The organism is Peribacillus sp. FW305-BF15 (genome assembly GCF_058783805.1).
On sequence record NZ_JBYSYV010000005.1, the window covers coordinates 54,305 to 76,938 of the forward strand.

Genomic DNA, 22,634 nt, shown 5'->3' on the forward strand with positions numbered 1-22,634 from the left:
ACTGTTGATCTTAACTGGCCCCCAATTAATCTGACTGCAAAAATTCCCCTGAAGACATTTATAACTATATATTCTTAACGAACTTGTCGGATGTCATTTAAAAACGGCGTCCTGCGTACACAAAAAAGGCATCCATTCATGAATGGATGCCTTTTGCATTTACTAGATTGGGAGAACCATATATTACACTTCCTGCGGTACTGATAAACCTAAACCTTCGGCTATGCGCGTTCCGTATTCCGGATCGGCTTTATAAAAATGACCGATTTGACGAAGCTTGATTTCCTCTAATTCCACAGGTTTCATTGCACCCACGATCGTGTCAACAAGGCGCGTTTTCTCTTCGGCACTCAATAGACGGTATAAGTCACCTGCTTGAGTGTAGTGATCTTCACTATTATGACCAACTTGTGCAGCTTTCCCGGTCACCTCGAAAGGAGTGACTTTATTTTCCGTTGATTCGGCAGGGCCGCCAAAACTATTCGGCTCATAATAAACAGATCCCTTGCCATTGTCATCTGCACGCATGAAGCCATCACGCTGATAGTTGTTCGCTTCCACTTTCGGACGGTTAACCGGAAGCTGGTTATGGTTCGAGCCCACACGGTAACGGTGTGCATCTCCGTATGCGAATAGACGCCCTTGAAGCATCTTGTCCGGGGAAGCCTCAATTCCCGGTACGAATGTTCCCGGTGAGAATGTGGCTTGCTCTACTTCAGCAAAGTAGTTTTCAGGATTTCTGTTCAATTCCATACGGCCAAGCTCAATCAGCGGATAATCCTTTTGAGACCATACCTTCGTCACATCGAATGGATCGAAACGGTATGTATCCGCATCTTCCAGAGGCATGATTTGAACATATAATTTCCAGGCAGGGAAGTCCCCTTTTTCAATGGCATTGAAAAGATCTTCCGTATGGTAATCAGGGTTTTCCCCTGCTAGTTTTGCAGCAAGATCCACATCTAGGTTTTTGATGCCCTGTTCTGTTTTGAAGTGGTATTTCACCCAAACGCCTTTTCCTTCTGCATTCACCCATTTAAATGTGTGGCTACCGAAACCATGTGTATGGCGAAGTGTAGCAGGAATGCCCCGATCGGACATCAGGATCGTCACTTGGTGCAGAGATTCCGGTGAATGTGACCAGAAATCCCAAACAGCCGTAGGATTTTTCAAATGTGTTTTAGGATCTCTCTTTTGTGTATGAATGAAGTCGGGGAATTTAATCGCATCGCGAATAAAGAATACTGGCGTATTATTTCCGACAATATCGTAGTTTCCTTCTTCGGTGTAGAATTTAACGGCAAATCCACGCGGATCACGGACTGTATCTGCAGAACCCAATTCACCTGCAACTGTGGAGAAACGGATAAAAAGATCTGTCTTCTTGCCCACACCATTGAAAAGTTTAGCTTTCGTGTACTGAGAAAGGTCGTTCGTTACTTCGAAAGTGCCGTATGCACCGGCACCCTTCGCATGAACCACACGTTCAGGGACACGTTCACGGTTGAAGTGGGCTAGCTTTTCCAATAAGTGTACATCTTGAATGAGCACAGGGCCGCGTTCGCCGGCAGTGATAGAGTTTTGATTGTCTCCAACTGGTGCTCCCCAGCTTGTAGTAAGGTTTTTCTTATTCGACATAATTGAACCACCTTTTCATTATTATTTATGTATATAATGATAAAGCTTCTCAGAAAAAAATCAATACTTATTTATAATAATTTTAATATAATAATCAATTCATTATTCATTCGTTGATGATACAACACCAAACACATCCATAATATGAATAGTGTAAAAGGTATAAACGCTGGAGGAACAGCCTATTCACATAATTCCATTCCTAATAATGGTATACGACCCTTATAGGCGATTTTCCTTCATGACGAGTGATTTTATCATTTCCCCTACCAATGGGATAGCAATCGAGAATGGTTGACGAATAATCATAGATACTTTGAACTACTTTACCTCTTTCCTTCTATTCATCTTATAACAAACCGAATTGTTCTCCTGTGACTTTGTTCACTTCTGCAGACTTTATTTACAGAATGACGAATAGCCGGATGCATAGAAACTGAATTTATCATTGTTTTTGTGAATCCTATCTTTCAACAGAGCCCTTCCTGAATCAGCTGAAACAAAAGGCCATCCCCCTTATTTTGCTAGGGAATTTATAAACATACTGGTTTGTGTTCATATAGAAAATAAGATACTATTACGTTAAAATGACCGTCCAATAAGAGTAAGGGTGATATATATGAATGAGCGCAAACAAATGGTAGTTAAATATGCGCACCAATTATTTATTGAAAAGGGTTACCAAGCAACTTCCATTCAGGATATTTTAGATTATAGCGGCATTTCAAAAGGAACATTTTACAACTATTTTTCTTCTAAAAGCGAATTGCTTAAGGCAGTCTTCCTAACTTCGCAAGAAAAATTCGAAAAAGAGCGGAATGAATTGCTGATTGGGCAAAACCTTGCAGATATTGAAATATTCATCAAACAATCAGAATTACAAATGCACTCAAACAAAAACAACAAAATCTTTTTCTTATATGAAGAAGTAATGATTTCAAATGATAACGAACTTAAGAACTTCATAACACATGCTAAATTCCAGCATATCCATTGGTTATCAAAACGGTTTCTGGATATTTTCGGTGCTGATAAAAAACCTTATATTTTGGACTGTGCCATTCTTTACTCGGGAATGATGCATCAAACGATTCATTTTAATGCCTTGGCTAAAGAGCCCGAGTTCAACCCTACTGAAATTATCCGTTATTGTGTGGATAGGATTAAATCGATTTTCGAAGATGTCAGCAAGTCAAATGCACAGCTTTTGGAACCCGATCTCATCAAGCAATGGCTGCCTGAGTGCTTCCATAACCAGCAAGATTTTAATACAGCACTCCTGCACTCTGCAAATGACCTAAAAAAGATGATCTTGAGGCTTTGCCAAGATGATGAAGCGGAACGGGTTAAAAACTTAAAATTGATTCACTTTATCCAAGAGGAATTATTACAAAACGTTGAACCGCGAACCTTTCTTATTGAAAGTGCCCTTCTTTCCTTAAACACCAATCCCAAATTAAAAAACACTTTGGAATTAAGTGAATTCGAAAAGATCATTGCCAACAACTAAAGAGAACCTAATGAATCCCATTTTGTAGACAAATAGGGTTCGGAATGGCCTTATCACCAACCATAATTTTATAAAAAACCAAGTTATCCTTCATGGTTTTTTACTGTTTTATAAAATCCGCAACGGATTGAAGAAAACTAGCTGAAACGTTTGTAAAAAGAAACGTTGATTTCCACTACAGGCGCTCCCTTTCCGCGGGCGGTCCGGGAGCCTCCTCGCGCAAGCGCCTGTGGGGTCTCCCGTGACGCGCTTTTCCCGCAGGAGTCTCGTACCTTCCGTTCCAATCAACTTTGTTTTATTTAGATAGAACCCTTTTGATTCAAGCTAGATAATATTTGTTTGCCGGCAGTCTTTTTTTTGTGGGTTTGTAAATGGGAACGTTAGTTGATTTCCACTACAGGCACTCGCTTTCCGCGGGCGGGCGGGAGCCTCCTCGGCGTCGCCTGCGGGGTCTCCCTTGGCCACGCTTTTCCCGCAGGAGTCTCGTACCTTCCGTTCCAATCAACCGAAATGTTTTTTAAAATAAAAACTGCAGGCAGATATCTATTCGGAACCAAGTTTAAAACTAGTTTATCCTTTAAGTTTTTTTCACCTGTAATCCTCATTGGATGGAAGAAAATTGCGACACTCCTGCCGAAATACTGGCTAGCCGAGACGCCACAGGCGCTTAGCCGAGGAGGTTTGGCAGACAGTCCGCGGAAAGGGAGCGGATTTCTGAAATCGACGGACATTTTAAATAAAAAGCGTCTATTCCATTCTGGGAATGCATATCGTATCCTCTTTTTTTTGTGACAATTCTGCAAACATATAACTGAAACTCATTAAATTTTAGTATAATGACTTGTAGAAAGTGTCTTCAGGAGGAGTTTTTCATGAACATAATCATGCGTTTTCTTATCAACGGGCTGGTATTGCTCGTTATTGACTGGCTTCTCGACTCCATCACGATCAAATCTTACGGAACTGCCTTGCTGGCGGTTTTTATATTATCGATCATGAACTTGCTGGTTAGACCCATCCTCCAACTTATCACATTGCCAATCACCATCCTGACGTTCGGGTTGTTTTCTTTCATTATCAATGCCTTCACATTCCAAATCACTTCCTATATTGTCAGTGGCTTTGTAATAGATTCTTTTTGGGGGGCTTTAATCGGATCATTGTTATTGAGTTTCATTCAAAGTCTTCTTATAAAACAGAGTAAAAAAAACCGTCAGTAGCATGCTGACGGTTTTTCGTGTCATTTCCATGACAGCCTTCGATATTTCCCGGGCTATTTCACTAAATTCCGCTAAGCATCACTAGCTGTTTTCTCTCATTTTTGATAATCCAGAAGGAAAAAGCGGCTAATATCCATAACTTTACATATACATGCCAATTTCTCTGGAAATGGGTATGTATAGAATTTGGAGGAATCACATGTTCACAAAACATGAATCAAGATTTGCCCAGTCCATATTACTCGCGCTCGCTTTCTTTATTCCCTCTCTTTTCATTACTCCATCACTAGCAACGGCTGGCAATGATGAAACTAAACCAAGCTGTTCCTTATCTTTGGGACAGCTTTTTCACTTTTAAATGTCTAAATTTTTTGAAAAATCACATAATTATATTTTGTTTATATAGCATTATAAATAGTTTCGAATAATTATTATACGAGAAAAAACATGGGGTCACTCCCGTGGTAAGCGTTTTCATTTTTTGCTTTACATTCATCCTATTAAAATATATTATTTAGTTGTAATATTATGTGAAAAATCAATAAATAATATGTATTCTCCTCTACTAGTGATAAAATGCTAGATAGAGAAAATTAAACTCCAACATAGAAAAGGGGAAAATTATGCAAAACTCCAAAGAATCTCAACTACATAGAGGTTTGGAAGAAAGACATATCGCATTAATGTCTCTTGGCGCAGCCATTGGAGTCGGTTTATTTCTCGGCTCGGCATCTGCGATTAAATTAGCCGGTCCAGCAATCATCATTTCTTATGCCATTGGCGGACTTATGATCTATCTTATCATGCGTGCACTAGGTGAAATGGCAATAAAAAATCCAGTCGCAGGCTCCTTCAGCCGCTACGCAAGCGAATTTGTCGGTCCTCTTGCCGGATATATTACCGGATGGAATTACTGGTTCGTTTGGATCGCCACCTGTATGGCTGAAATTACGGCAGTCGGAATCTACATGCAATTTTGGTTCCCTGATACTCCGCAATGGGCTTGGGCGTTAGCCGCACTTGCCATCATGACAACGATTAACTTTCTTGCTGTAAAAGCTTACGGTGAATTGGAGTTTTGGTTCGCCCTCATTAAAATCGTAACGATCATCCTGATGATTGTCCTTGGCTTCGGAATGATCATCTTTGGTTTGGGGAACGGCGGAATCGCGGTCGGTTTCGGCAACCTTGTTGAAAATGGCGGATTTTTCCCTAATGGGATTTCTGGAGTCATCCTCTCGTTCCAAATGGTCATGTTCGCCTATTTGGGAATTGAAATGCTCGGTGTAACCGCAGGTGAAGTTAAAAACCCTGAAAAATCTTTAAAAAGAGCCATCGATACCGTTTTTTATCGGATTTTACTTTTTTACGTTTTAGCTCTGACGGTCATTTTATCAATCACTCCATGGGATGAAATGAATGGAGAAAACAGCCCATTCGTTATGATGTTTGATAAAATCGGTATACCAGGCGCAGCAGGAATCATTCAGTTTGTCGTACTGACAGCAGCCCTTTCATCTTGTAACAGCGGGATCTTCAGTACAGGAAGAATGTTATTCAACCTGGCACAGCAAGGTGAATCACCAAAAAGTTTCGAACGTACAACAAAGTCAGGCGTTCCTGGCGTTGCCATTATCGTTTCGGCTATCGTACTTCTTTTCGGCGTTTACCTTAACTACATGGAAGCCGATAAAGTTTTCACTTACGTCACAAGTGTCGCTACATTCGGCGCCCTCTGGACATGGGGAACGATACTTGTCACACAGATTATGTCTAGACGAAAAATGAGTCAGGGAGAAAAACAAGGCTTATCTTACAAGATGCCTCTTTTCCCATTGACTTCTTATTTCACTTTAGCCTTTTTAGTATTCGTAATGATCGTACTCGGTTTTTCAGCAGATACAAGAATCGCTCTAATCGTTGGTCCGATTTGGATCTTACTGTTGGTAGTCCTGTATTATGTGACCGGCTTGCATAAACGGAAAAGATAAATGCCAGAGGGTGCCCAATCTAATTGGCACCCTCTATTTCATTCCTTCACCTTTTACCCCTTCTTTTGATCACCCAATGGACCACCGCACCAGCTCCGCCTAAAATAATGAGGATCGGCAAGTTTCCGATTATAAAAACAATGATTCCTGAACCCGCTTTAAGTAATAGATTCGCACTCGTTGCAAGTTGTTTCTTTGTCCTCTCCCATGTATTCAATTCCTTATTATCAATGCCCGGCACAATTATCCTGTCCTGTGATAACGTGTTGGTGACCGTCGAATATGAGGTCTGGTTTTCAAGATACTTCATTTGCCCGGTCAGCTGCTCTATTTCTTCTTGCACCACGGCAAGATCGGATGATATTTTCAGCAAATCTTCCGTCTTCTCAGCATCCTTCATGAATGCAAGTAACCTTTCCTCCACTGCCCTCTTTGACTTCAATCTTGCTTTTAAATCCACATATTGCTCCGTTACATCCTGTCCTGTCACATTCCTTCCGACCACTTCTGAAGCCTCGCCCTCGCTATCGGTTAGAAAATCCTGAAAATGGGCTTCAGGGACCCGAACAGTGATCGTTCCTTCCACCAGTTCTTCATCTTCCCTGTATACATTGGACTCAACAACATATCCGCCATATCCTGCCGCCTTATTCTCAATCTTCATTTGTGCCTTTTCAAGGTTCTTCACCTTCAACTCAAGCTGGGCCTGATGGATGACCTTTCTTTCATCCGTCATCCCTTCCTTTTCCGCTGCTTCTTCCTGCACCTTATTCCCGGAAATGGAAGCGTCCATTTTACTTTCCGCCTTTTCACCCTGTGATTCCGATGCTGAATCATCTTTATCGTTACTGCTGCATCCAGCAAGTAAAAGGAACAAACTGAACATTAGCATCATTGTTTTACGGTTCATCGGTATTCCCCCTTTCTTAATAGTACCGACGTAAAAATTGGAAGAAAGTTACACTTCTTGATTAAAGGGGATGTTTTATTTTCAGGTGCGAAAGTAAAGGTATAAGAAATGAAGAAAGAAACGGATTGCATTATGAACTACGGAAAATTGGCTAAAAGTGTATTGGTACCTGTCCTCAGAAGATCACTTGTAGGGATATTCGCCACAAGGAATTCAAAAGAAATTTATGACAAACTCAAGAAACCTGCTTTGCTCCTCCTTCCTGGACTTTCCCCGTTGCTTGGACCAGCCTTTATACGATTATGGGACTGCTGACCTTGATAACATTGACGGCATTCGAGTTTTATAAAATAGACCGTACATCAGGTTTAGCAATGATTCCCTATATAGCATGGGTCACCTTGCTATTTAGATTGAACTTTTCCATTTTCAGAAACTATTAATCACAAAAAAGAGCGCCCCTTCTATTAAGGAGCGCTCCCTTTAGAGTTTCACGAGTAAAAGTTGAAAACTCACGAGTAATTGCCCAATTTTCACGAGTAAACCCGCTAAACTCACGAGTAAATGTGCTATTTTTACGAGTAAACCTTAACTAATTATTGATATTCGTAATTCTGCCTTCAATTCCTGCCGTGATCTTTCCGCCTTTAAAGGTCTCTTTCACATAGTTAACGAATGCTTCCAGGTCTGCATGTCCAAACACACGCTCTTTTCCTTTCAGGACGGTATAGTTATCACCGCCGCTTGCCATGAAATCATTGACGGCCACCGTGTATGTTTCAGTATCCTTGATCGGTGTTCCGTCCGCTTTCTTCAATAAGGTGACACGCTCCGTGACAGGTTTACTGAAGTCGGCTGTATAGCTCAGTCCAGAAATTTGCAAAGTTTTCGGAGATCCTTCCACTACCCATTGCTGTTGAAGCAGCGTTTTCACTTCCGCTCCAGTCAGTTCCAGCTTAACCAATACGTTTCCGAACGGCTGGATTTTCGCTAAATCGGAAAAAGTGACTTCCCCCTTTGGAATATCTGCACGGATTCCGCCTGGATTCATGAAGGCAAAATCGGAGTTCAAATCGGCCTTCATTGAATCGGCAATTAAATTTCCAAGGCCCGTTTCCTGCGTATAGGCATTGGTTCTTAAAATTTTCTCGTCCGTTGTCCCAAGCGGAGCTTTCAGCTCGGGGAACATGTCCAGGTAGTCGTTGATGAATTTCGTCGTCCCGGCATCCGGTGTGATGCCATCTTGTGTAACCGTAACAATCTCAGCTGACTTTTTGACAATATCCTTTGTGCTTGGATCGATTTCCAAATCCACATCTTCAAAAGCCGTTCCATAAGAGTAAGCTTGTACGATCAATTTATTATCGACATAGTTATTGACCTTTGCATGATTATCTCCGGCTAAGATCACATCCACTTCATCATCCACGGCATTGGCAAGATCAGCCACTTCGCCTGTGATGACCCCTTCCTTTTCCGTGCCTGGGTCATGTGAGATGATCACGATCGATTTGACGCCTTTACCTTTCAACTCACTAACCGCCTTATTTACGGCAGGTGCCTGTTCTATGAATTCCACATTCTTAATGCCATCCGGACTTACTTTTTGAGGTGTTGCATTCGTGACTACACCTATGAACCCAATATCAACCCCGCCGACATTTTTTATGACGTAAGGGTCCAAAATCGGTTTTTTCGTGTCTTTATATACGACATTGGCCACTACATATGGAAAGTTCAATTTATCGAATACCACATCGGATGTTGGCGACTTTCCGCCATTGATTTGAGCCATCAAGGTTTCTACCCCTTTGTCGAACTCATGGTTCCCGACAGTTCCGACATCGAATTTCATATCATTCAAAAACTGAAGCGTCGGTTTATCCTGGATCAAAGAAGAAACGGGTGCACTTGCCCCAACGGCATCCCCTGCCGAAAGTAAAAGTGTATTTTCAGGGTTTTCGGCTTTACGCTGCTTCAAGTGCGCGGCTAAATAATCGGCACGCCCTTGTTTGATGCCGCCAAAATCGGAGGTGGTATCAAGCTGGCCGTGAAGATCATTGATCCCGAGCAGTTGCACCTTAACGTTTTCTTTTCCCAAATTGTATTTGTAAATGCCAAAGCCTTTATCATCCTTTTTTCCTGTATAGGAAATCGGGCTGTCTTCCTTTAAATATTCCGCACCTTTTGGCGATGAGGTGAAAGTAACGTTCACCTTGCCTGAAATCGGGGCTATCGACCAGTTATTATCAGCGGTTGGATTGATCTCACCCTCTTGTGTGATGTAATCCATCAAGATTTGGCGATTTTCATCCGCAGAGTCAACCACATATTCGCTGCCCTTGACTCCCGGGAAGTTCCCCCCGCCCGAAGCACGGTAATTATTCGTCACGACGATGAAATCTTGATTCGGGTCCACTGGTTCACCATTATATTTCAAATCTGCAATCCTGCTTGAATCCGACACTTTTATCCCTTTTTCATCATAGCGCGGAGCCTTGGTGACATCGATTTGGTACGTGACACCGTCAATTACATCAAAATTATAAACGGCGAACTTTCCATTAAGCAGCTCCTGTTCCTCAGACTTGGCAGGATCGATCGTATTATATTTCCCGGCAGACATCTCAAGCCACTCTTTAACCACTGACCCTTTGATCTTGATTGCCTTTAAGGTATTATCGTATAAATATAAATCACCGGCGCTGCGGATGGTCAGTCCGCCTTCCTTGATTTCCGTGAATTCCTCTACGCCATTGCGACCCGCTTTGAATGGTGCTCCTACAGAGAGGATGGGCAAGTCTTTGTATTCAGGGCGGTTGCTTTGAATGTATTTTTCTACATACCATTTCTGTGCGCTCGTCACGACCTGTACGGAAGGATCGTCTTGCACAAGGGCGAAATAACTATGAATTGGAGCTGTAGTCGTTCCGATTGGCGTGTTAACATACTTGATCGTTCCTTCGTGATCCTTCTTCACGGCTTTGACGACAGCTGCATCTTCAGCCGCTTTTTTTCCTGTTATTTTGTCGTTGATTGCCCGTGTTGATGAATCGGAATTGACGACTTTCCATTTTCCCTTGATATTTTGGATATCAAGATCGATGATCCCGAGATGACTGCCGCCATATCCTGCTTGAACGGCTGGTACACCATTGATGGTACCCTTTTTATTATCCACGCCTTCAAGAACCTTTCCTTGGCTATCTTTGAATAGGCTGTCTAAAGAAGCCTCATCTTGTGCCGGGAAGACTTTATGCGTGTGGGAGAACGTGATGGCATCGATGCCGGATACCTTGCTTAATGAATAGATGACATCCTCGGTATTCTTGGTATCGCCATTAAACCCGGAATGTGTGAGGGCCACGATGACATCCGCGCCTTTTTTCTTCATTTCAGGTACATATTTTTTTGCGGTCGTGACGATTTCCTTTGTCATGACCTTACCGTCTAGATTCGCTTTATCCCAATCCATGATTTGCGGAGGGGCAAATCCAATGTATCCTATTTTTACTGTTTTTTCCTTTCCACTGATGTCCTTCACTTTCTTCGTGACGATTTTATAAGGAGCATATTTATTTTTATCATTCTTTGGATTATTGTCTTTATCCTTTTTATAAACATTGGCATTGACGTAAGGGAAGTTCGCATCGTTGATGGCCTCGTCCAAATAAGATAAACCATAATTGAATTCATGATTGCCGAATGTGGCCACATCATAATCAAGCAAGTTCATCGCTTTATAAACGGGATGGACTTCACCCTTTTTCAGAGGCGCTATTTTCGCTTTGTACGTACCAAGGGGAGTCCCTTGAATAAGGTCGCCGTTATCCACTAAAACGCTATTTTTCACTTCTTTTCGAGCCTGTTTGATTAAAGATGCGGTGCGGGAAAAGCCGACGGAGTCCGATATGGCATCCTTATAATAATCATAGCTCACCAGATTGGTGTGTATATCAGTCGTTTCCATGACCCTTAGTTCAAATGGTGCATCCGAAACGGAGGCTGCCAGGCTTTTGCCGAAGTCACTCGTATGGCCGTTATAATTGGAGACAACCGATACGTTAACCCAATAACCCGATTTGTACGAGTTGAAGTACGCCGAGAACTTTTGGGCCGATTTAATATCCGCCTCAACGGCTGATTGTGAAATGACCTTCGTCCCATTCATTAATTGAAAGACAACGGTTTCATTTCCTTTGTTCCCCTTTTTCGGTGTGACCGTTACAGTCGCTTTGGTGCCTTTTGAGTAATGAACAGTAGGAGCTGAAATGATAAATGGTTCAGTCGTGGCCGGTTTCTTTTTAGACTCTTTGGCGGATGCCTCCCCCGGTACGGTAAATGGCGCTGTAATTAAACTCACAGCAAGAATCGGTGCGAGCATCTTCTTAACTTGCAACTTGTACGACATACTTCACAACCCTTCTAGTTTTGTAAAATGCTAGAATAATATATCATGATTCTGTCGAATTATCGCCAAAACTTACCGTAATATTATGAATTTTGAATAAATGGTACTTTTTGCTCATTTCCATCCAGAGCGCCTAGCTCGATATACCTTCAATCATGTATATAAATCATCATAGAAACCCTTTGTATCCTTAGGGAGAATCTCCCCTGATAGAGAAAGCTGGCCCATGAAAATGAACCAGCCTGCTAACATCGTATGGTTTTCAAATATGTTCCTTACGCTCTTTTTTCAGGGAAACCCTTTGAAACGGCAAACCTATAAATCCCGATCTATTAAACTGGCGGATACCGGTTCGATGCCCATCTCCCTCGACCAGATGGACAGCTGGCCTATATGGTGAATTTCGTGCGCTATGAGATGGCGCAATATCCTGCCTTTTTCATATGTCCCCTTCATCCAAGATGGCTGAACCATTCCATTCTCTTCTTCAATTGCATCCGAGTTCAAATAGTCCATGATCTCTGAGTGATATTGGTTAGATAAATCTTCCACTTTTCCGATCGTATTATAAGCGTCCAAATCGATTGCGACATCAGGCCTCCCTTGTATGGCCCTGATCCAGCTGCATTCGACATCGATAATATGGGCAAGTGTCCGCAATATATTGCCCATCCCTCCCGTACGCTGCCGTTTCAGCTCCTCATTCGGTAAGGATCGGCACCACTTGAACCATTCCCTTCTCACCTGCCAGTTATAATAGAATAATGTCAACATCCTTCCCATCCCCCCTAACACTCTTTGTCGTCAAATTCCCTTCAGCCTTTGTATTGATAATAATCCTGTCTTTGAATCGTTTTGAAGCCACAAGATTCATAGAGTCTTAACGCATGCTCATTAGTCGCCTCGACCTCGAGAAAAATATCATATCCCAGCTGGCATTGTTCGGCTACAACCTTTTTCAATGCCTTTCTTCCAAGTCCTTTTCCCTGGTATTTTGGCAAAATGGAAAATCCATAAATCCACGCTTCCCTGCCTGAGTGATCAACACGGATCTTACCGACTGCGCGGCCGCCCTTTTCAATCATCATGGTTTTCAGAGTATCCTCATATAGGATGCGCCGATAATAATCCTTCGCCTCTCGTTCCGTAAATCGGAAACATTGAATATCCAGCTGAATTTCCGTTTCCTCATCATCTCTCCGTGAAGGGCGAACGACTGCATCATCATAATCATCAAGCTCCGTTTCGGACCACTTCATTTGAAACTCTGAAAAAGCAAACTCACATGGGAGCTGTTTCAAAAATTCTGTCCCAGAATGTGATTGAGCAGGTGAGTTCAAGAGAATCACCTTATAGTTGCGCTCCACGGCACTCCTTATCGCCTCTTCCAGCAGCTTAGTAAAAATGCCTTGCCTCCGGTAGTCGGGGTGCACCATCCCGCACATCTCCGCTTTGTTTCCAAAATCGTAAAGACCAAGAAAACCAACAAGCTTCAATCCATCATAGTGGAGAAAAGCATTCTTATGAACACCATTTCGACTGCGAAGCGTTTCCCAATTCAGTTTTAACGTATAACCTTCCCGTTCACATTCTTGCTGCAGGATCCGAATATCTTCCAGCTGTTCACTTTTCAATTTTGCCACCCCTTTTCCATATTATCAGTTTATTACCAAAAAATAAGAAAAGCAGCACCCTTTTACTTGGGTGCCGCAAACTATTCAGAAGTTTATTGATGAATGTTGTTTTTTTAAAAGTATTTTCACTTTAATCCATAAAACTAAAATCCTACGAGGGGAGGATTTCCTATCTAATTCCATTGACGGATGAATTATAGCAGTAAAATGATTCCAAATGACGATTATTTTTTACCTATTTTGTGCTATATTCCAAATAATGGTTTATTATTATTTTATTTTAGGTTAAGGGAGGGATTTAACAAAAGCTTGAATCAGTTAGTACCCATTTCTTTATACCCGAATTCCGGACCCTTTTTAGTATAGAATCCGAAATTCGGTGTTTACCATCCGGCACTTACGTCCTGAGGTTATCGTTTTTTCGTTTTATGAGCGGACTTTTTTAAGTTCTCTACGTCCGTTGTCAGTTCTTTTAATTGTTTACCGAAGCGGAAGAGCAAAAACATAGAAACGACGAATGGATAGCCAAATTCGCTAACTAATGAAACCCACATAGTAGCATCCTCAATCATCATCCTCTTCACCCCTTTTCTTGTATCTGATATCTAAAGTGAAACTTGTCAAAAAAAATCAATCTAGCACTATTGATTTATGGAAAAAAGAACGAATGTTCCTATATAATTGATTTATTCCCCTTGTCCATCACTTTATTAATAAAAGGAGGGATAACAATGAACCAATTAACTTCTCATTTTTTTTCTCATTCATTGGAGTTTCTGCAGCAACAGTACTCATCTTTCTTTGCACAACCGATCATTCAATTATTCTTACAGAACCCAGAGCATTTAAAGATTTTCACTGAAACTCTTGATTCCCCTTCTTCCCACAACATTGATCATCTCAACGAGACTTTCAAAATTTTCTACTACCGGGCTAAAGTATACAAATACATGTGCTCCTTAATTTACTTTTTCTCTGTTGATTTTGATAAAAGGGCACGGAAGCAGCGGGAACGCTATCGAATGGTACTTGATGCGACACCAAGGGATACTGGCGGATTGATTGATCGAATCGGCACCTTGGATGTTCAACTTGAAAAGATGGGGGAATCGAATGAACTCGCTTCACACATAAGTGATGAAGAGATGGCAAAAGCCTTGAAGAAGTTAACAGCCAAACAAAGCCTGGTGCTGACCATGATCTTTTCCTACGGCCTATCCAACAAGGAAATCGCTGCCTATTTCCAGGAGTCGCCACAGAATATCTCAAGCATCCGTAAACAAGCTCTTAAAAAACTTCGAAAGCACTATATGGATGAGGTATATGTTAGAAAGGAGAAAAGCCATTGTGGATAAAAAACTGTCAAAAGAAGAATTGTTGGACCTGATCGACTCTTTGAATCCTAAAATAAAAAAATCATTAAAAAATACGAACTATCAAGATCGGAATGATCTGGAGCAAGAAATTAAACTCAAGATCATTGAATCATATGAAAAAATCGCAGCAATCGAAGCCCCTAATTTTGAGGAGTTCCTTGCAGAATTCCTGACTAAGCAAAAACAATGAAAAAGTACCAAGTCCAGAGAAAGCTGCTGGACTTGGTACTTTTTTTTGAATTTCAGTTTGATGGTTTCAATATCAGCTTATCCCCTTTTGGATCGTCCATCGTGGTTTTGTGATAAGTACCCTCTGCCCAATCATCAAGCTGATCGTGATACCACTCACTTTTAACGTTACCTGATTGACCCGGTCCAACAAGGTGATATCCTTGTTTCATGTCGGCTAGGTCGATGACGAATCGCCAGGAGCCACCGTGATTAACGGTTCCATCATCTAAAAATGCCGCAGCCTGTACGGTGACACTGCTGCCGCCTACCGGAATGCCGCCGCCGCCGTTAAATAAATAATGTAACGGGGCGACACTTGATAACGGGTGGTTAAACCTGACCTGGTGATAGTCTCCCCATTCCCAATCAGCTATATCGTCACCTTGTGATTCTTCCAGTTCCGTTAACGTCACCTGTAACGACTTGGCAAGCACCTGCTCAAGTCCGCCTGCATCTTCAATCCAAGGGCCCGGCTTACCGTCCAGTGCCCGCCTTAGCAGTTCATCAACCGCCGAACGCCTTCCATTAAAAAGGTTGAGGGTTTCTTCCGGTACTTCTTCTTTAAGCAGAACATCCCCTATATTTCGCATCCAGACATTAAAAATCATCGGTGCCGCTTCATCAGCTGAATCGATATGATTCCATTTCATCAGAATCGTCAGTGCCTGGGCTTCCTGTTTCCCAGATGGACCTTTCAATACCTCCACGAATCGAGGAACAAACTCCTTAGCTTGCAAATTCACTTTATCCATCTGCAGGCTTTGCATATTCTCGGCCGTAAGCTTTTTATTCGCCTTTAAAAACTCCTGTATCCTCATCTGGCGGTATGGCTGTGCCCAGTTATTGCTGATATGGTAAGGGTAATCATCCGAGATGACTTTATTATTCGCTGTCGAAATGAATCCCTCTTTTGGATTCACCGTTTTTGGAAGTTCATCAAAGGGAATATAGCCTTTCCACTCAAATTCATCCGTCCAGCCAGGTACAGGCAGCATACTATCACCTTTTTTCCGGATTGGGATTTTCCCATTCGCCTTGTATGCAATGGTCCCATCGGCTGAGGCAAAGACGAAATTCTGTGCCGGCGTTTCGAATTTCAAGAGGGCCTTTTCGAATTCTTTCCAGCTTCCCGCCTTATTCATATTCAGTACCGCTTCAAGCTCGGCCGATGGATCAAGTGCCGTCCACCTTAAGGCAAGCACGGTATCTTTTCCGCTTTTCCCGGCAAACTCGGAGACAACGGGTCCATGGCGGGTAACCGTCACTTGATAGTCAAGTGTTTTCCCATCCTTCACCTTGATGGGTTCGTCCAGGATTTCAGCTTTTTCCCATTTACCTTTGTAGGAGAATTCTTTCTCATTTTCCGGGTTTCTCCTCTCAATATACAGATCCTGAACATCCGGACCGGTATTGGTCACACCCCAAGCGACCTTTTCGTTATGACCTAGTATGATTCCCGGAATCCCGGCAAAAATAACACCGCTCACATTGACTGACGGGGCCTCCAAATGCATTTGATACCAAACCGACGGTGTAGCCAAACCCAAATGGGGATCATCCGCCAATAACGGCTGACCGGATTGCGTTTTCTTGCCTGAAACGACCCAGTTATTGCTGCCGTTGAATTCATAAGGAATAACGGCCCCTGCAAAACTTTTTTCAATATCCAGTTCTTCCTTGCTGATGATATATGGAGCGTTCTTTGGATAATCGGGAAATAAATCATATGCCTTTTCCTTGGGGAACGTTTGCAGCAAATACTGCCTAAACGCCTGATCTTCCCAGTTCCCGCCTAAATCAAAGGCCATATATTTACCTATGGTCAGCGAATCGACCGGTGTCCAAGGCTCCGGTTCGTATCCAAGCAGAGTGAACTCCGCCGGCCATTTTCCATTCTCCTTCAATTCATCGATATAAAGATTTACCCCCTCGGCAAACATATCCAAGGCTTCTTTTCCGTCACTTGAATATGCAGCATAAGAGGCTTCGGCCGCCCGCCTCAAACCAAGTGTGCGGAAATACTTATCATTTTTGACGGTTTTCTCACCAATCACTTCACTTAATCTACCTGACGCCTGACGCCTGCTTAAATCCATTTGAAATAAACGGTCCTGTGCTTGGATATATCCTTGGGCTAAATACAAATCATGTTCACTCGCTGCGTTGATATGCGGGACCCCACTTGAATCCCTCACCACCGTAACCGGTTTCAAAAGACCTGGAAGCGATATTTCCCCCTTCGTTTCCGGCAAGGCTCTTGAAAGGAATACATTTGCGGCAATCAAGACAGACAGCAAAAGTATGATCAGGATTCCAAAACTCCATAGCGCCCGCTTTCTCCACTTCCGTTTTGGCTTTTGCTGAGGTACGGCAACTTCCATCGATTCATCTTCCTCTCCCCTTAAAACTCTCTTTCTTTCTATTTAAGATATTCCGCGTTTAACTCCAGCTTTCCTACCACCCTCCCCACATTCTCTCTTTTTATTTCAAGGTGCAAGTACGGATTATTCCGAGCAACGTCGAATTATTACACACAAGGTCGAATCAACTCGCTCAAGGTCGAATTTTCACCGTGAAATTACTCCGATAAACAGTAAATCAAATGCAAAAACACCGATACAATGTATCGATGTGGCAGGGAATGCTAGCTATTTGCAATAATGTATTCAATCACTTTATCTGCATCGTCTGTATAAAAGAGGGCTTTATCAAAGTCATGGGCCGCCTTCGTCTCGGCTTCCATATATTCAATCGAGGAAAGGAGACCAAAGATCCTCTTCCATTTATGAGTCTTCTCCAGAAGTTTTCTTTCCTTTTTTATATCCTCTGGTATGAATTCATTAATGATAAACCATGGGTCGGAAAATGAGGGGTCCCCAAAACGTTCTTTCAAGGCTCGCAATTTGTCCCGATCCCATTCCACCCTTACCAAGTCCGATATGACCGAGACATTTTGGACTGAGTCGAGGATGCGTTTGGATAAAACATCATATTCTTCATCCTCCAGCCCATTATCCGTCATGATTCCTACACAATACCATTTTTCGTAATGTTCAGGTTCTTCATTTTTCTTGAAAAACACTATTCAACCACCTTCCTTATACGCTTTACATGTCCTATTTAATTTAAATTAAAAACAACATGTCCGTCCACGTCACTTCACTATAACATGGAGAAATATCGATGGGCGATTAAATATGGGAGCAGCAGGAATGTTAGCCTGACATAGAAAAAAAGATACCCTAAAAAAAGGATACCTCCATCATACTGGCTGAAGAGCCAGCCCTCTTTGATTAAACAGATATTCCAGGGCCTGCCTGAACGATAGAAAGGCTTTTACCTGATTTGCAAGATCAAGTTTGACGATCTCTTTTACGACATCAGGGGTAAAACCGACAAACATCGTTTCCGTTCCCATCAAGGCCAATGCCCCCACTAATTGATCCAGCAGGGAGAGCATATTGCTTTCCTTCGTAAAGGTAATTCCCGAGAAATCCATGATCAATACTTCCGCATGCAGATCTGCACATTTTTGCAGCACCGTCGATTGCATCGACTCCATTCTCCAATCGTCAATGCGTCCGATCAACGGTAAGAGCAGCACATCCTTTAATACGGTCTGAACAATCGGCGTGGACAATTCTTCCATGACTTCTTGGTTTTCCTTTATCTTCTGCAAAGAATCGTTTGCCATTTTCGCCATTTCTTTATAATGATTCACGTAACTGATACTCACACAGTGTATGAACTGGTCCAGGATTACATCAATTATCGAGCTTGCCTTCAACAGAATTTCAATGGAGTAATATCGGTTGCTCACCTCTTCTTCAATGAAACTCCAGAAAAGGTTACGTATCGCTTGAGCTTCCTCAATATTCTTATCTAAAGAAATGCCCATATCCACGATGCGCTTACCTATTTCCATACCCGTTATCTTCATGCTTTCCATCGCTTGTGCCTTTCCATGAATCAAGGCATCTGCATGAATTTGAATAAGTTTTGACCGAACCTCTTTACCGGTTTCTAAATCATAGAGCGGTTCCTCTTCTTCAAACAACTCGATATGCTCCACTAGGATATATTTAAATTTTTCAATTTTTTCGCCAATCATTCTTAATTCTTCCATATGGACCTCCCATACAGGGCTTTTATCATATTTTAGCAATAATCGAGGGGTAAGGATATAAAATCCTTCTATTACCAATATGCTAATAGACGTTTACCCTTTTCTTGATAAGGGTATTATGATGTATGACTTGGAGGGATGAACATGAAAAAAGATCAACAAGACTTCGAATCTGAAAACATGAGCGATTTAGTCGAGCTCATAAACAGTAAAAATAACAGCCGCAGAATCTTGGATGTACTTCGGCGTAATAAAAAGGATAAAAGTAAAGGCAAAGATAAAAAATGAAAAAGCCCAGTCCAAATTGGCCTGGGTTTTTTGAATGGGATAAAAATAAAAGAGCTGAGTTGTTTATTAGGCAAGCCCAGCTCTTTCGTCATTAAAAATCGAAAAGCCACTACCTTTTTCTCCGGATCTCTTCCACATGGTTCCCTTCAGTAGTAATATAGACTGTTTCATCAATTTTGTATGTTAAATAACGGTCACAATCAATTTCAAACGTTTTCCCATTGTCGAATTTCATTGCGCAATTGGATCCCTCTTCGGTTTCCGTCACATCAATGACTTCGTTCGTCTTAAAACCGACTGCCTTGCCATCGGAGAAATGCGGATAGTATTTTTCAACAATCTGCACCTTATGCAATCTGCCCGGACTTGTTAAGTATACAACGAATAATATAATTAAAACGGCTATTAACCCAATGAGAATTACTGCTTTTCGTTTCACTCTATCTAATACCCTCTTCTCTTATCAATCTATTATTCAATATCCATTTTCACTAGATTATATTCAGGATTCCGGAAAAACATGATAGAAAAGATCATTTTATTTAACGATTTTCACTTTTTCCACCATCATCGCACAAGCGGCAGCAAGGAGGATCAGAATGGATACAGCCGAGATGACCCCTCCCCAGCCGAACTTCATCAGGAATAAACCGCCTGATGCCCCAACTATACTTGATCCTGCATAGTAAAACAGGAGATATAATGCGGATGCTTGTGCCTTTTCACTCTTATCTGCCAAACTGCCGACCCAGCTGCTCGCAATGGAATGAGCTCCAAAAAAGCCAAATGTAAACAGGGCAAGCCCCATTATTTTCAGCAAAAGCGGGTCCAATAAAGTTAACAGGGCGCCCATCAGCATGATTGCGATTCCGATAAGAAGTACAACACTCCGACCATATTGATCGGCAAGCTTCCCCATCCATGTTGAACTAAACGTCCCCACAAGATAGATTATGAATATGAAGCCAATCAATGTCTGTGATAAATGATATGGCGGTCCCATTAAAGGTATACCCACAAAGTTATAAACGGTAACGAACGAGCCCATTAATAGGAAGGCCATGCCGAATAAGAGTACTAGTCTGTTATTCCTTAAGGTATTGATAAGGGAGGTTTTGATTCTCGATAATGAGACCCGTACGCGGACAGAATGCTGCGAAGGCGGTAGCATCCACCAAAAAGCCAGACTGATGATCAAACTTAAAGCTCCAAGGCTTCCAATCGCTATGTTCCATGAGAAATGGTCGGTCAGCACCCCGACAATCAGCCTGCCAGCCAATCCGCCGATACTCGAGCCGCTCACATAGATCCCCATCACATAGCCAAGGCTTTTCGGATGAAATTCTTCATTGATATAGGCCATCGCAATGGCCGGGAAACCTGCAAGCACCGCTCCTTGAATCGCCCGAATTGCGATCAGGATGTATAGATCATCCTGGATGAAGCTGACACATATGGATAACAATGCAGACAGAGTGAGCGCCGTCCCCATTATTTTTTTCCTATCGATATTTTCTGAGAAAAAAGAAACAAGCAATAAACAGAGTGCGAGCGTTCCAGTCGCGAAAGATAATGTAAGGCTTGCCATTGCAGGAGAGACTCCAAATTGCTTTGCGAAAACCGGAATGACCGGTTGGGTACTATACAGATCCGCAAACGTTACAAAGCTACCGAGAAATAAAGCCAAGATCGTTTTCCTGAATGATTTACCAGCAGGCTCGATATAATTCACTTTTGTTCAGACCCTTCACTATTTAACTTTCCCCCTATGTTAATACGAACTTCCCGAGTTGTCTATTTCACCACTCTATCCAACGGGAAAATTTCATTCCAGAACTAAAAAAACCTTCACTGCATGCAGTGAAGGTTTTTTCATTAATTTGAACGTTTACCATCCCGCTCGCTTTTCTTAAGGAGCCAGTACACTGGCATACCGATAATGAGGATGATCACTGAGTACAGGGCATTTAAAGGTGTTTGGATTAACGTGCTTAAAACGATGTATATTGCACCAGCAATCGCCACGATGGGGATGAATGGGTAAAACGGCACTTTATACGTTTTTGCATCCGGATCTTTTCTGCGTAAGATGAAGACCGCAAAGAAGGCTAATCCATAAAAACAGAAGACAGAGAAAACAGCCATATTGGTAAGTTTGTCAGGGTCTGTTGCTACCATCATGATGATTGCAATGAACACTTGCAATACCGTGGCATTTATAGGCGTTTTGAACTTGGGCGATATTTTTCCGATTTGTTTATGGCCTGGCATCATTTTATCAGTCGCCATCGCCAAGGTAATGCGCGGAAAGGTCAAAAGCTTTCCGTTCAAGCAGCCGAAGATTGAAATCGCAATTCCGATCGATATCAATTTCCCGCCCAATTCACCGAATAGAAGCGTTGCTGCAACATTCGCTGCATTCGTACCATGGGCTATGACTCCCTCCGCCCCCAATACATGAAGCATGGCAAGATTCACACCCAAGTAAGCGACCATGACCACGACCAATCCCGTTATGATTGCCCGCGGCAACGTTTTCTGCGGGTTTTTCATTTCCCCTGCCATGAAGCCGACATTCATCCAGCCATCATACGCCCAGAGCGTTGCCAAAATCGCACCGGCCATACTGATTTTCATTGAACTTTCGCTATCGATATTGAATACAGGCATATCACCTTGTGCGATACCGAATACCGCTATGAAAATGATCGGGATCAATTTAGCAACGGTCGATAAGGTTTGGATGATACCGCCGTATTTTGTCCCCAGCAAGTTCATGCCTGCTATGAATACAATCGTAAGAATCCCTATCGCCAAAGAGTAGCTTGAAGCGATCTTAAATATTCCTGCAACTAATAACCCGAAGTATAAACTGAGTGCGCCCATGACTGCAGGTCCGTATACCAATGTCTGAACCCAGCCGCATAGGAATCCCCATGCTTTACCGTACACTTCTTCCATATAGACATATAAGCCGCCCGTTTTAGGAATCCGTGTACTCACTTCCGCAATCGTCAACCCGCTTGCAAGGGTAATCAGACCGCCTATCAGCCAAGCTAACAAGGCCATGGTTGAATTACCGCTCAATTCAAGCACGTCACCAGGTCTCATGAAAATACCAGAACCGATAACTGTACCAACTACAATAGATGTTCCAACCCAAAAGCCAATCGTTTTCTTCAATTGGTCATTTCTCATGTTGTCCTCCCCAGGTGTACACATGTACTTTATTTATACTAAAATTATATCATATAAATTATATGGAAATAGTTTATGTAATCATTTGAATATTCCGGAAA

General features: G+C 42.2%; 20 protein-coding genes. 8 read left to right on the forward strand and 12 right to left on the reverse strand.

Annotation, left to right across the window (positions count from 1 at the left end; all coding sequences use genetic code 11):
• Window positions 1-183: 183 nt before the first annotated feature.
• On the reverse strand, window positions 184-1,638 hold the full coding sequence (gene katA, locus AC3WLU_RS06510) for a catalase KatA (RefSeq protein ID WP_440439562.1): 1,455 nt from the start codon (window positions 1,636-1,638) through the stop codon (window positions 184-186).
• 619 nt (window positions 1,639-2,257) lie between these two features.
• Here katA and AC3WLU_RS06515 point away from each other — a divergent pair.
• From AC3WLU_RS06515 to AC3WLU_RS06530, 4 genes are all read left to right on the forward strand, one after another.
• Window positions 2,258-3,148, forward strand: coding sequence for a TetR/AcrR family transcriptional regulator (locus tag AC3WLU_RS06515; RefSeq protein ID WP_492597011.1), 891 nt, complete (start codon window positions 2,258-2,260; stop codon window positions 3,146-3,148).
• Between the two features lie 872 nt (window positions 3,149-4,020).
• Entirely contained in the window at window positions 4,021-4,368 is a 348-nt protein-coding gene (locus AC3WLU_RS06520; RefSeq protein ID WP_034310369.1) for a phage holin family protein, read from the forward strand.
• 199 nt (window positions 4,369-4,567) lie between these two features.
• Window positions 4,568-4,726, forward strand: coding sequence for a hypothetical protein (locus AC3WLU_RS06525; RefSeq protein WP_156500228.1), 159 nt, complete (start codon window positions 4,568-4,570; stop codon window positions 4,724-4,726).
• 265 nt (window positions 4,727-4,991) lie between these two features.
• Entirely contained in the window at window positions 4,992-6,359 is a 1,368-nt protein-coding gene (locus AC3WLU_RS06530; protein ID WP_057278004.1) for an amino acid permease, read from the forward strand.
• A 46-nt stretch (window positions 6,360-6,405) separates the two neighbouring features.
• Here the strand turns inward: AC3WLU_RS06530 and AC3WLU_RS06535 are convergent, their stop codons facing one another.
• Window positions 6,406-7,269, reverse strand: coding sequence for a DUF4349 domain-containing protein (locus AC3WLU_RS06535; RefSeq protein WP_492597012.1), 864 nt, complete (start codon window positions 7,267-7,269; stop codon window positions 6,406-6,408).
• Window positions 7,270-7,571: 302 nt separating this feature from the next.
• Between AC3WLU_RS06535 and AC3WLU_RS06540 the strand changes: the two genes are divergently transcribed.
• A complete protein-coding gene (locus AC3WLU_RS06540; RefSeq protein WP_268591467.1) occupies window positions 7,572-7,712 on the forward strand; it encodes a tryptophan-rich sensory protein in 141 nt (46 codons plus the stop codon).
• 149 nt (window positions 7,713-7,861) lie between these two features.
• On the opposite strand, the gene AC3WLU_RS06545 is transcribed toward AC3WLU_RS06540, so the two are convergent.
• From AC3WLU_RS06545 to AC3WLU_RS06560, 4 genes are all read right to left on the reverse strand, one after another.
• A complete protein-coding gene (locus tag AC3WLU_RS06545) occupies window positions 7,862-11,680 on the reverse strand; it encodes a bifunctional 2',3'-cyclic-nucleotide 2'-phosphodiesterase/3'-nucleotidase (protein WP_492597013.1) in 3,819 nt (1,272 codons plus the stop codon).
• A gap of 315 nt (window positions 11,681-11,995) precedes the next feature.
• Entirely contained in the window at window positions 11,996-12,454 is a 459-nt protein-coding gene (locus AC3WLU_RS06550; protein WP_492597014.1) for a DinB family protein, read from the reverse strand.
• A gap of 41 nt (window positions 12,455-12,495) precedes the next feature.
• Window positions 12,496-13,323 (reverse strand): GNAT family N-acetyltransferase, encoded by an 828-nt coding sequence (locus AC3WLU_RS06555; protein WP_492597015.1) that lies wholly within the window; start codon window positions 13,321-13,323, stop codon window positions 12,496-12,498.
• 401 nt (window positions 13,324-13,724) lie between these two features.
• Window positions 13,725-13,889 (reverse strand): YvrJ family protein, encoded by a 165-nt coding sequence (locus AC3WLU_RS06560; protein ID WP_081088496.1) that lies wholly within the window; start codon window positions 13,887-13,889, stop codon window positions 13,725-13,727.
• A 156-nt stretch (window positions 13,890-14,045) separates the two neighbouring features.
• Between AC3WLU_RS06560 and AC3WLU_RS06565 the strand changes: the two genes are divergently transcribed.
• A complete protein-coding gene (locus AC3WLU_RS06565; RefSeq protein WP_063574794.1) occupies window positions 14,046-14,669 on the forward strand; it encodes a sigma-70 family RNA polymerase sigma factor in 624 nt (207 codons plus the stop codon).
• Window positions 14,662-14,880 (forward strand): hypothetical protein, encoded by a 219-nt coding sequence (locus tag AC3WLU_RS06570; protein WP_048678007.1) that lies wholly within the window; start codon window positions 14,662-14,664, stop codon window positions 14,878-14,880. Before AC3WLU_RS06565 ends, AC3WLU_RS06570 begins: the two co-directional genes overlap by 8 nt.
• Window positions 14,881-14,932: 52 nt before the next feature.
• Here the strand turns inward: AC3WLU_RS06570 and AC3WLU_RS06575 are convergent, their stop codons facing one another.
• The 3 genes from AC3WLU_RS06575 to AC3WLU_RS06585 form a co-directional block, all read right to left on the reverse strand.
• Complete coding sequence (locus AC3WLU_RS06575; protein ID WP_492597016.1) at window positions 14,933-17,302, reverse strand: penicillin acylase family protein; 2,370 nt, start codon at window positions 17,300-17,302, stop codon at window positions 14,933-14,935.
• A gap of 263 nt (window positions 17,303-17,565) precedes the next feature.
• Window positions 17,566-18,003 (reverse strand): hypothetical protein, encoded by a 438-nt coding sequence (locus tag AC3WLU_RS06580; protein WP_413004781.1) that lies wholly within the window; start codon window positions 18,001-18,003, stop codon window positions 17,566-17,568.
• A gap of 180 nt (window positions 18,004-18,183) precedes the next feature.
• Window positions 18,184-19,047, reverse strand: coding sequence for an STAS domain-containing protein (locus AC3WLU_RS06585; protein WP_492597017.1), 864 nt, complete (start codon window positions 19,045-19,047; stop codon window positions 18,184-18,186).
• 144 nt (window positions 19,048-19,191) lie between these two features.
• On the opposite strand from AC3WLU_RS06585, the gene AC3WLU_RS06590 reads away from it, so the two are divergent.
• Entirely contained in the window at window positions 19,192-19,335 is a 144-nt protein-coding gene (locus AC3WLU_RS06590) for a hypothetical protein (RefSeq protein WP_158226130.1), read from the forward strand.
• Between the two features lie 109 nt (window positions 19,336-19,444).
• On the opposite strand, the gene AC3WLU_RS06595 is transcribed toward AC3WLU_RS06590, so the two are convergent.
• From AC3WLU_RS06595 to AC3WLU_RS06605, 3 genes are all read right to left on the reverse strand, one after another.
• Complete coding sequence (locus tag AC3WLU_RS06595; protein ID WP_034310337.1) at window positions 19,445-19,774, reverse strand: hypothetical protein; 330 nt, start codon at window positions 19,772-19,774, stop codon at window positions 19,445-19,447.
• 99 nt (window positions 19,775-19,873) lie between these two features.
• The gene (locus AC3WLU_RS06600; protein WP_492597018.1) at window positions 19,874-21,067 is read right to left on the reverse strand and encodes an MFS transporter; all 1,194 of its coding nucleotides are present in this window, start codon (window positions 21,065-21,067) and stop codon (window positions 19,874-19,876) included.
• A 143-nt stretch (window positions 21,068-21,210) separates the two neighbouring features.
• Window positions 21,211-22,533 carry an APC family permease gene (locus AC3WLU_RS06605; protein ID WP_063574788.1) on the reverse strand — a complete coding sequence of 441 codons (1,323 nt, stop codon included), beginning with the start codon at window positions 22,531-22,533 and terminating at the stop codon, window positions 21,211-21,213.
• Window positions 22,534-22,634: the final 101 nt, after the last annotated feature.

Excerpts from the sequence above, each read along its gene's own strand:
- AC3WLU_RS06525 (WP_156500228.1), top strand. The coding sequence starts at position 4,568 with ATGTTCACAAAACATGAATCAAGATTTGCCCAGTCCATATTACTCGCG.
- AC3WLU_RS06520 (WP_034310369.1), top strand. The coding sequence starts at position 4,021 with ATGAACATAATCATGCGTTTTCTTATCAACGGGCTGGTATTGCTCGTT.
- AC3WLU_RS06605 (WP_063574788.1), bottom strand. The coding sequence starts at position 22,533 with ATGAGAAATGACCAATTGAAGAAAACGATTGGCTTTTGGGTTGGAACA.
- AC3WLU_RS06590 (WP_158226130.1), top strand. The coding sequence starts at position 19,192 with ATGAAAAAAGATCAACAAGACTTCGAATCTGAAAACATGAGCGATTTA.
- AC3WLU_RS06540 (WP_268591467.1), top strand. The coding sequence starts at position 7,572 with ATGGGACTGCTGACCTTGATAACATTGACGGCATTCGAGTTTTATAAA.
- AC3WLU_RS06560 (WP_081088496.1), bottom strand. The coding sequence starts at position 13,889 with ATGATGATTGAGGATGCTACTATGTGGGTTTCATTAGTTAGCGAATTT.
- AC3WLU_RS06545 (WP_492597013.1), bottom strand. The coding sequence starts at position 11,680 with ATGTCGTACAAGTTGCAAGTTAAGAAGATGCTCGCACCGATTCTTGCT.
- AC3WLU_RS06575 (WP_492597016.1), bottom strand. The coding sequence starts at position 17,302 with ATGGAAGTTGCCGTACCTCAGCAAAAGCCAAAACGGAAGTGGAGAAAG.
- AC3WLU_RS06535 (WP_492597012.1), bottom strand. The coding sequence starts at position 7,269 with ATGAACCGTAAAACAATGATGCTAATGTTCAGTTTGTTCCTTTTACTT.
- katA (WP_440439562.1), bottom strand. The coding sequence starts at position 1,638 with ATGTCGAATAAGAAAAACCTTACTACAAGCTGGGGAGCACCAGTTGGA.
- AC3WLU_RS06565 (WP_063574794.1), top strand. The coding sequence starts at position 14,046 with ATGAACCAATTAACTTCTCATTTTTTTTCTCATTCATTGGAGTTTCTG.
- AC3WLU_RS06515 (WP_492597011.1), top strand. The coding sequence starts at position 2,258 with ATGAATGAGCGCAAACAAATGGTAGTTAAATATGCGCACCAATTATTT.
- AC3WLU_RS06530 (WP_057278004.1), top strand. The coding sequence starts at position 4,992 with ATGCAAAACTCCAAAGAATCTCAACTACATAGAGGTTTGGAAGAAAGA.
- AC3WLU_RS06585 (WP_492597017.1), bottom strand. The coding sequence starts at position 19,047 with ATGGAAGAATTAAGAATGATTGGCGAAAAAATTGAAAAATTTAAATAT.
- AC3WLU_RS06550 (WP_492597014.1), bottom strand. The coding sequence starts at position 12,454 with ATGTTGACATTATTCTATTATAACTGGCAGGTGAGAAGGGAATGGTTC.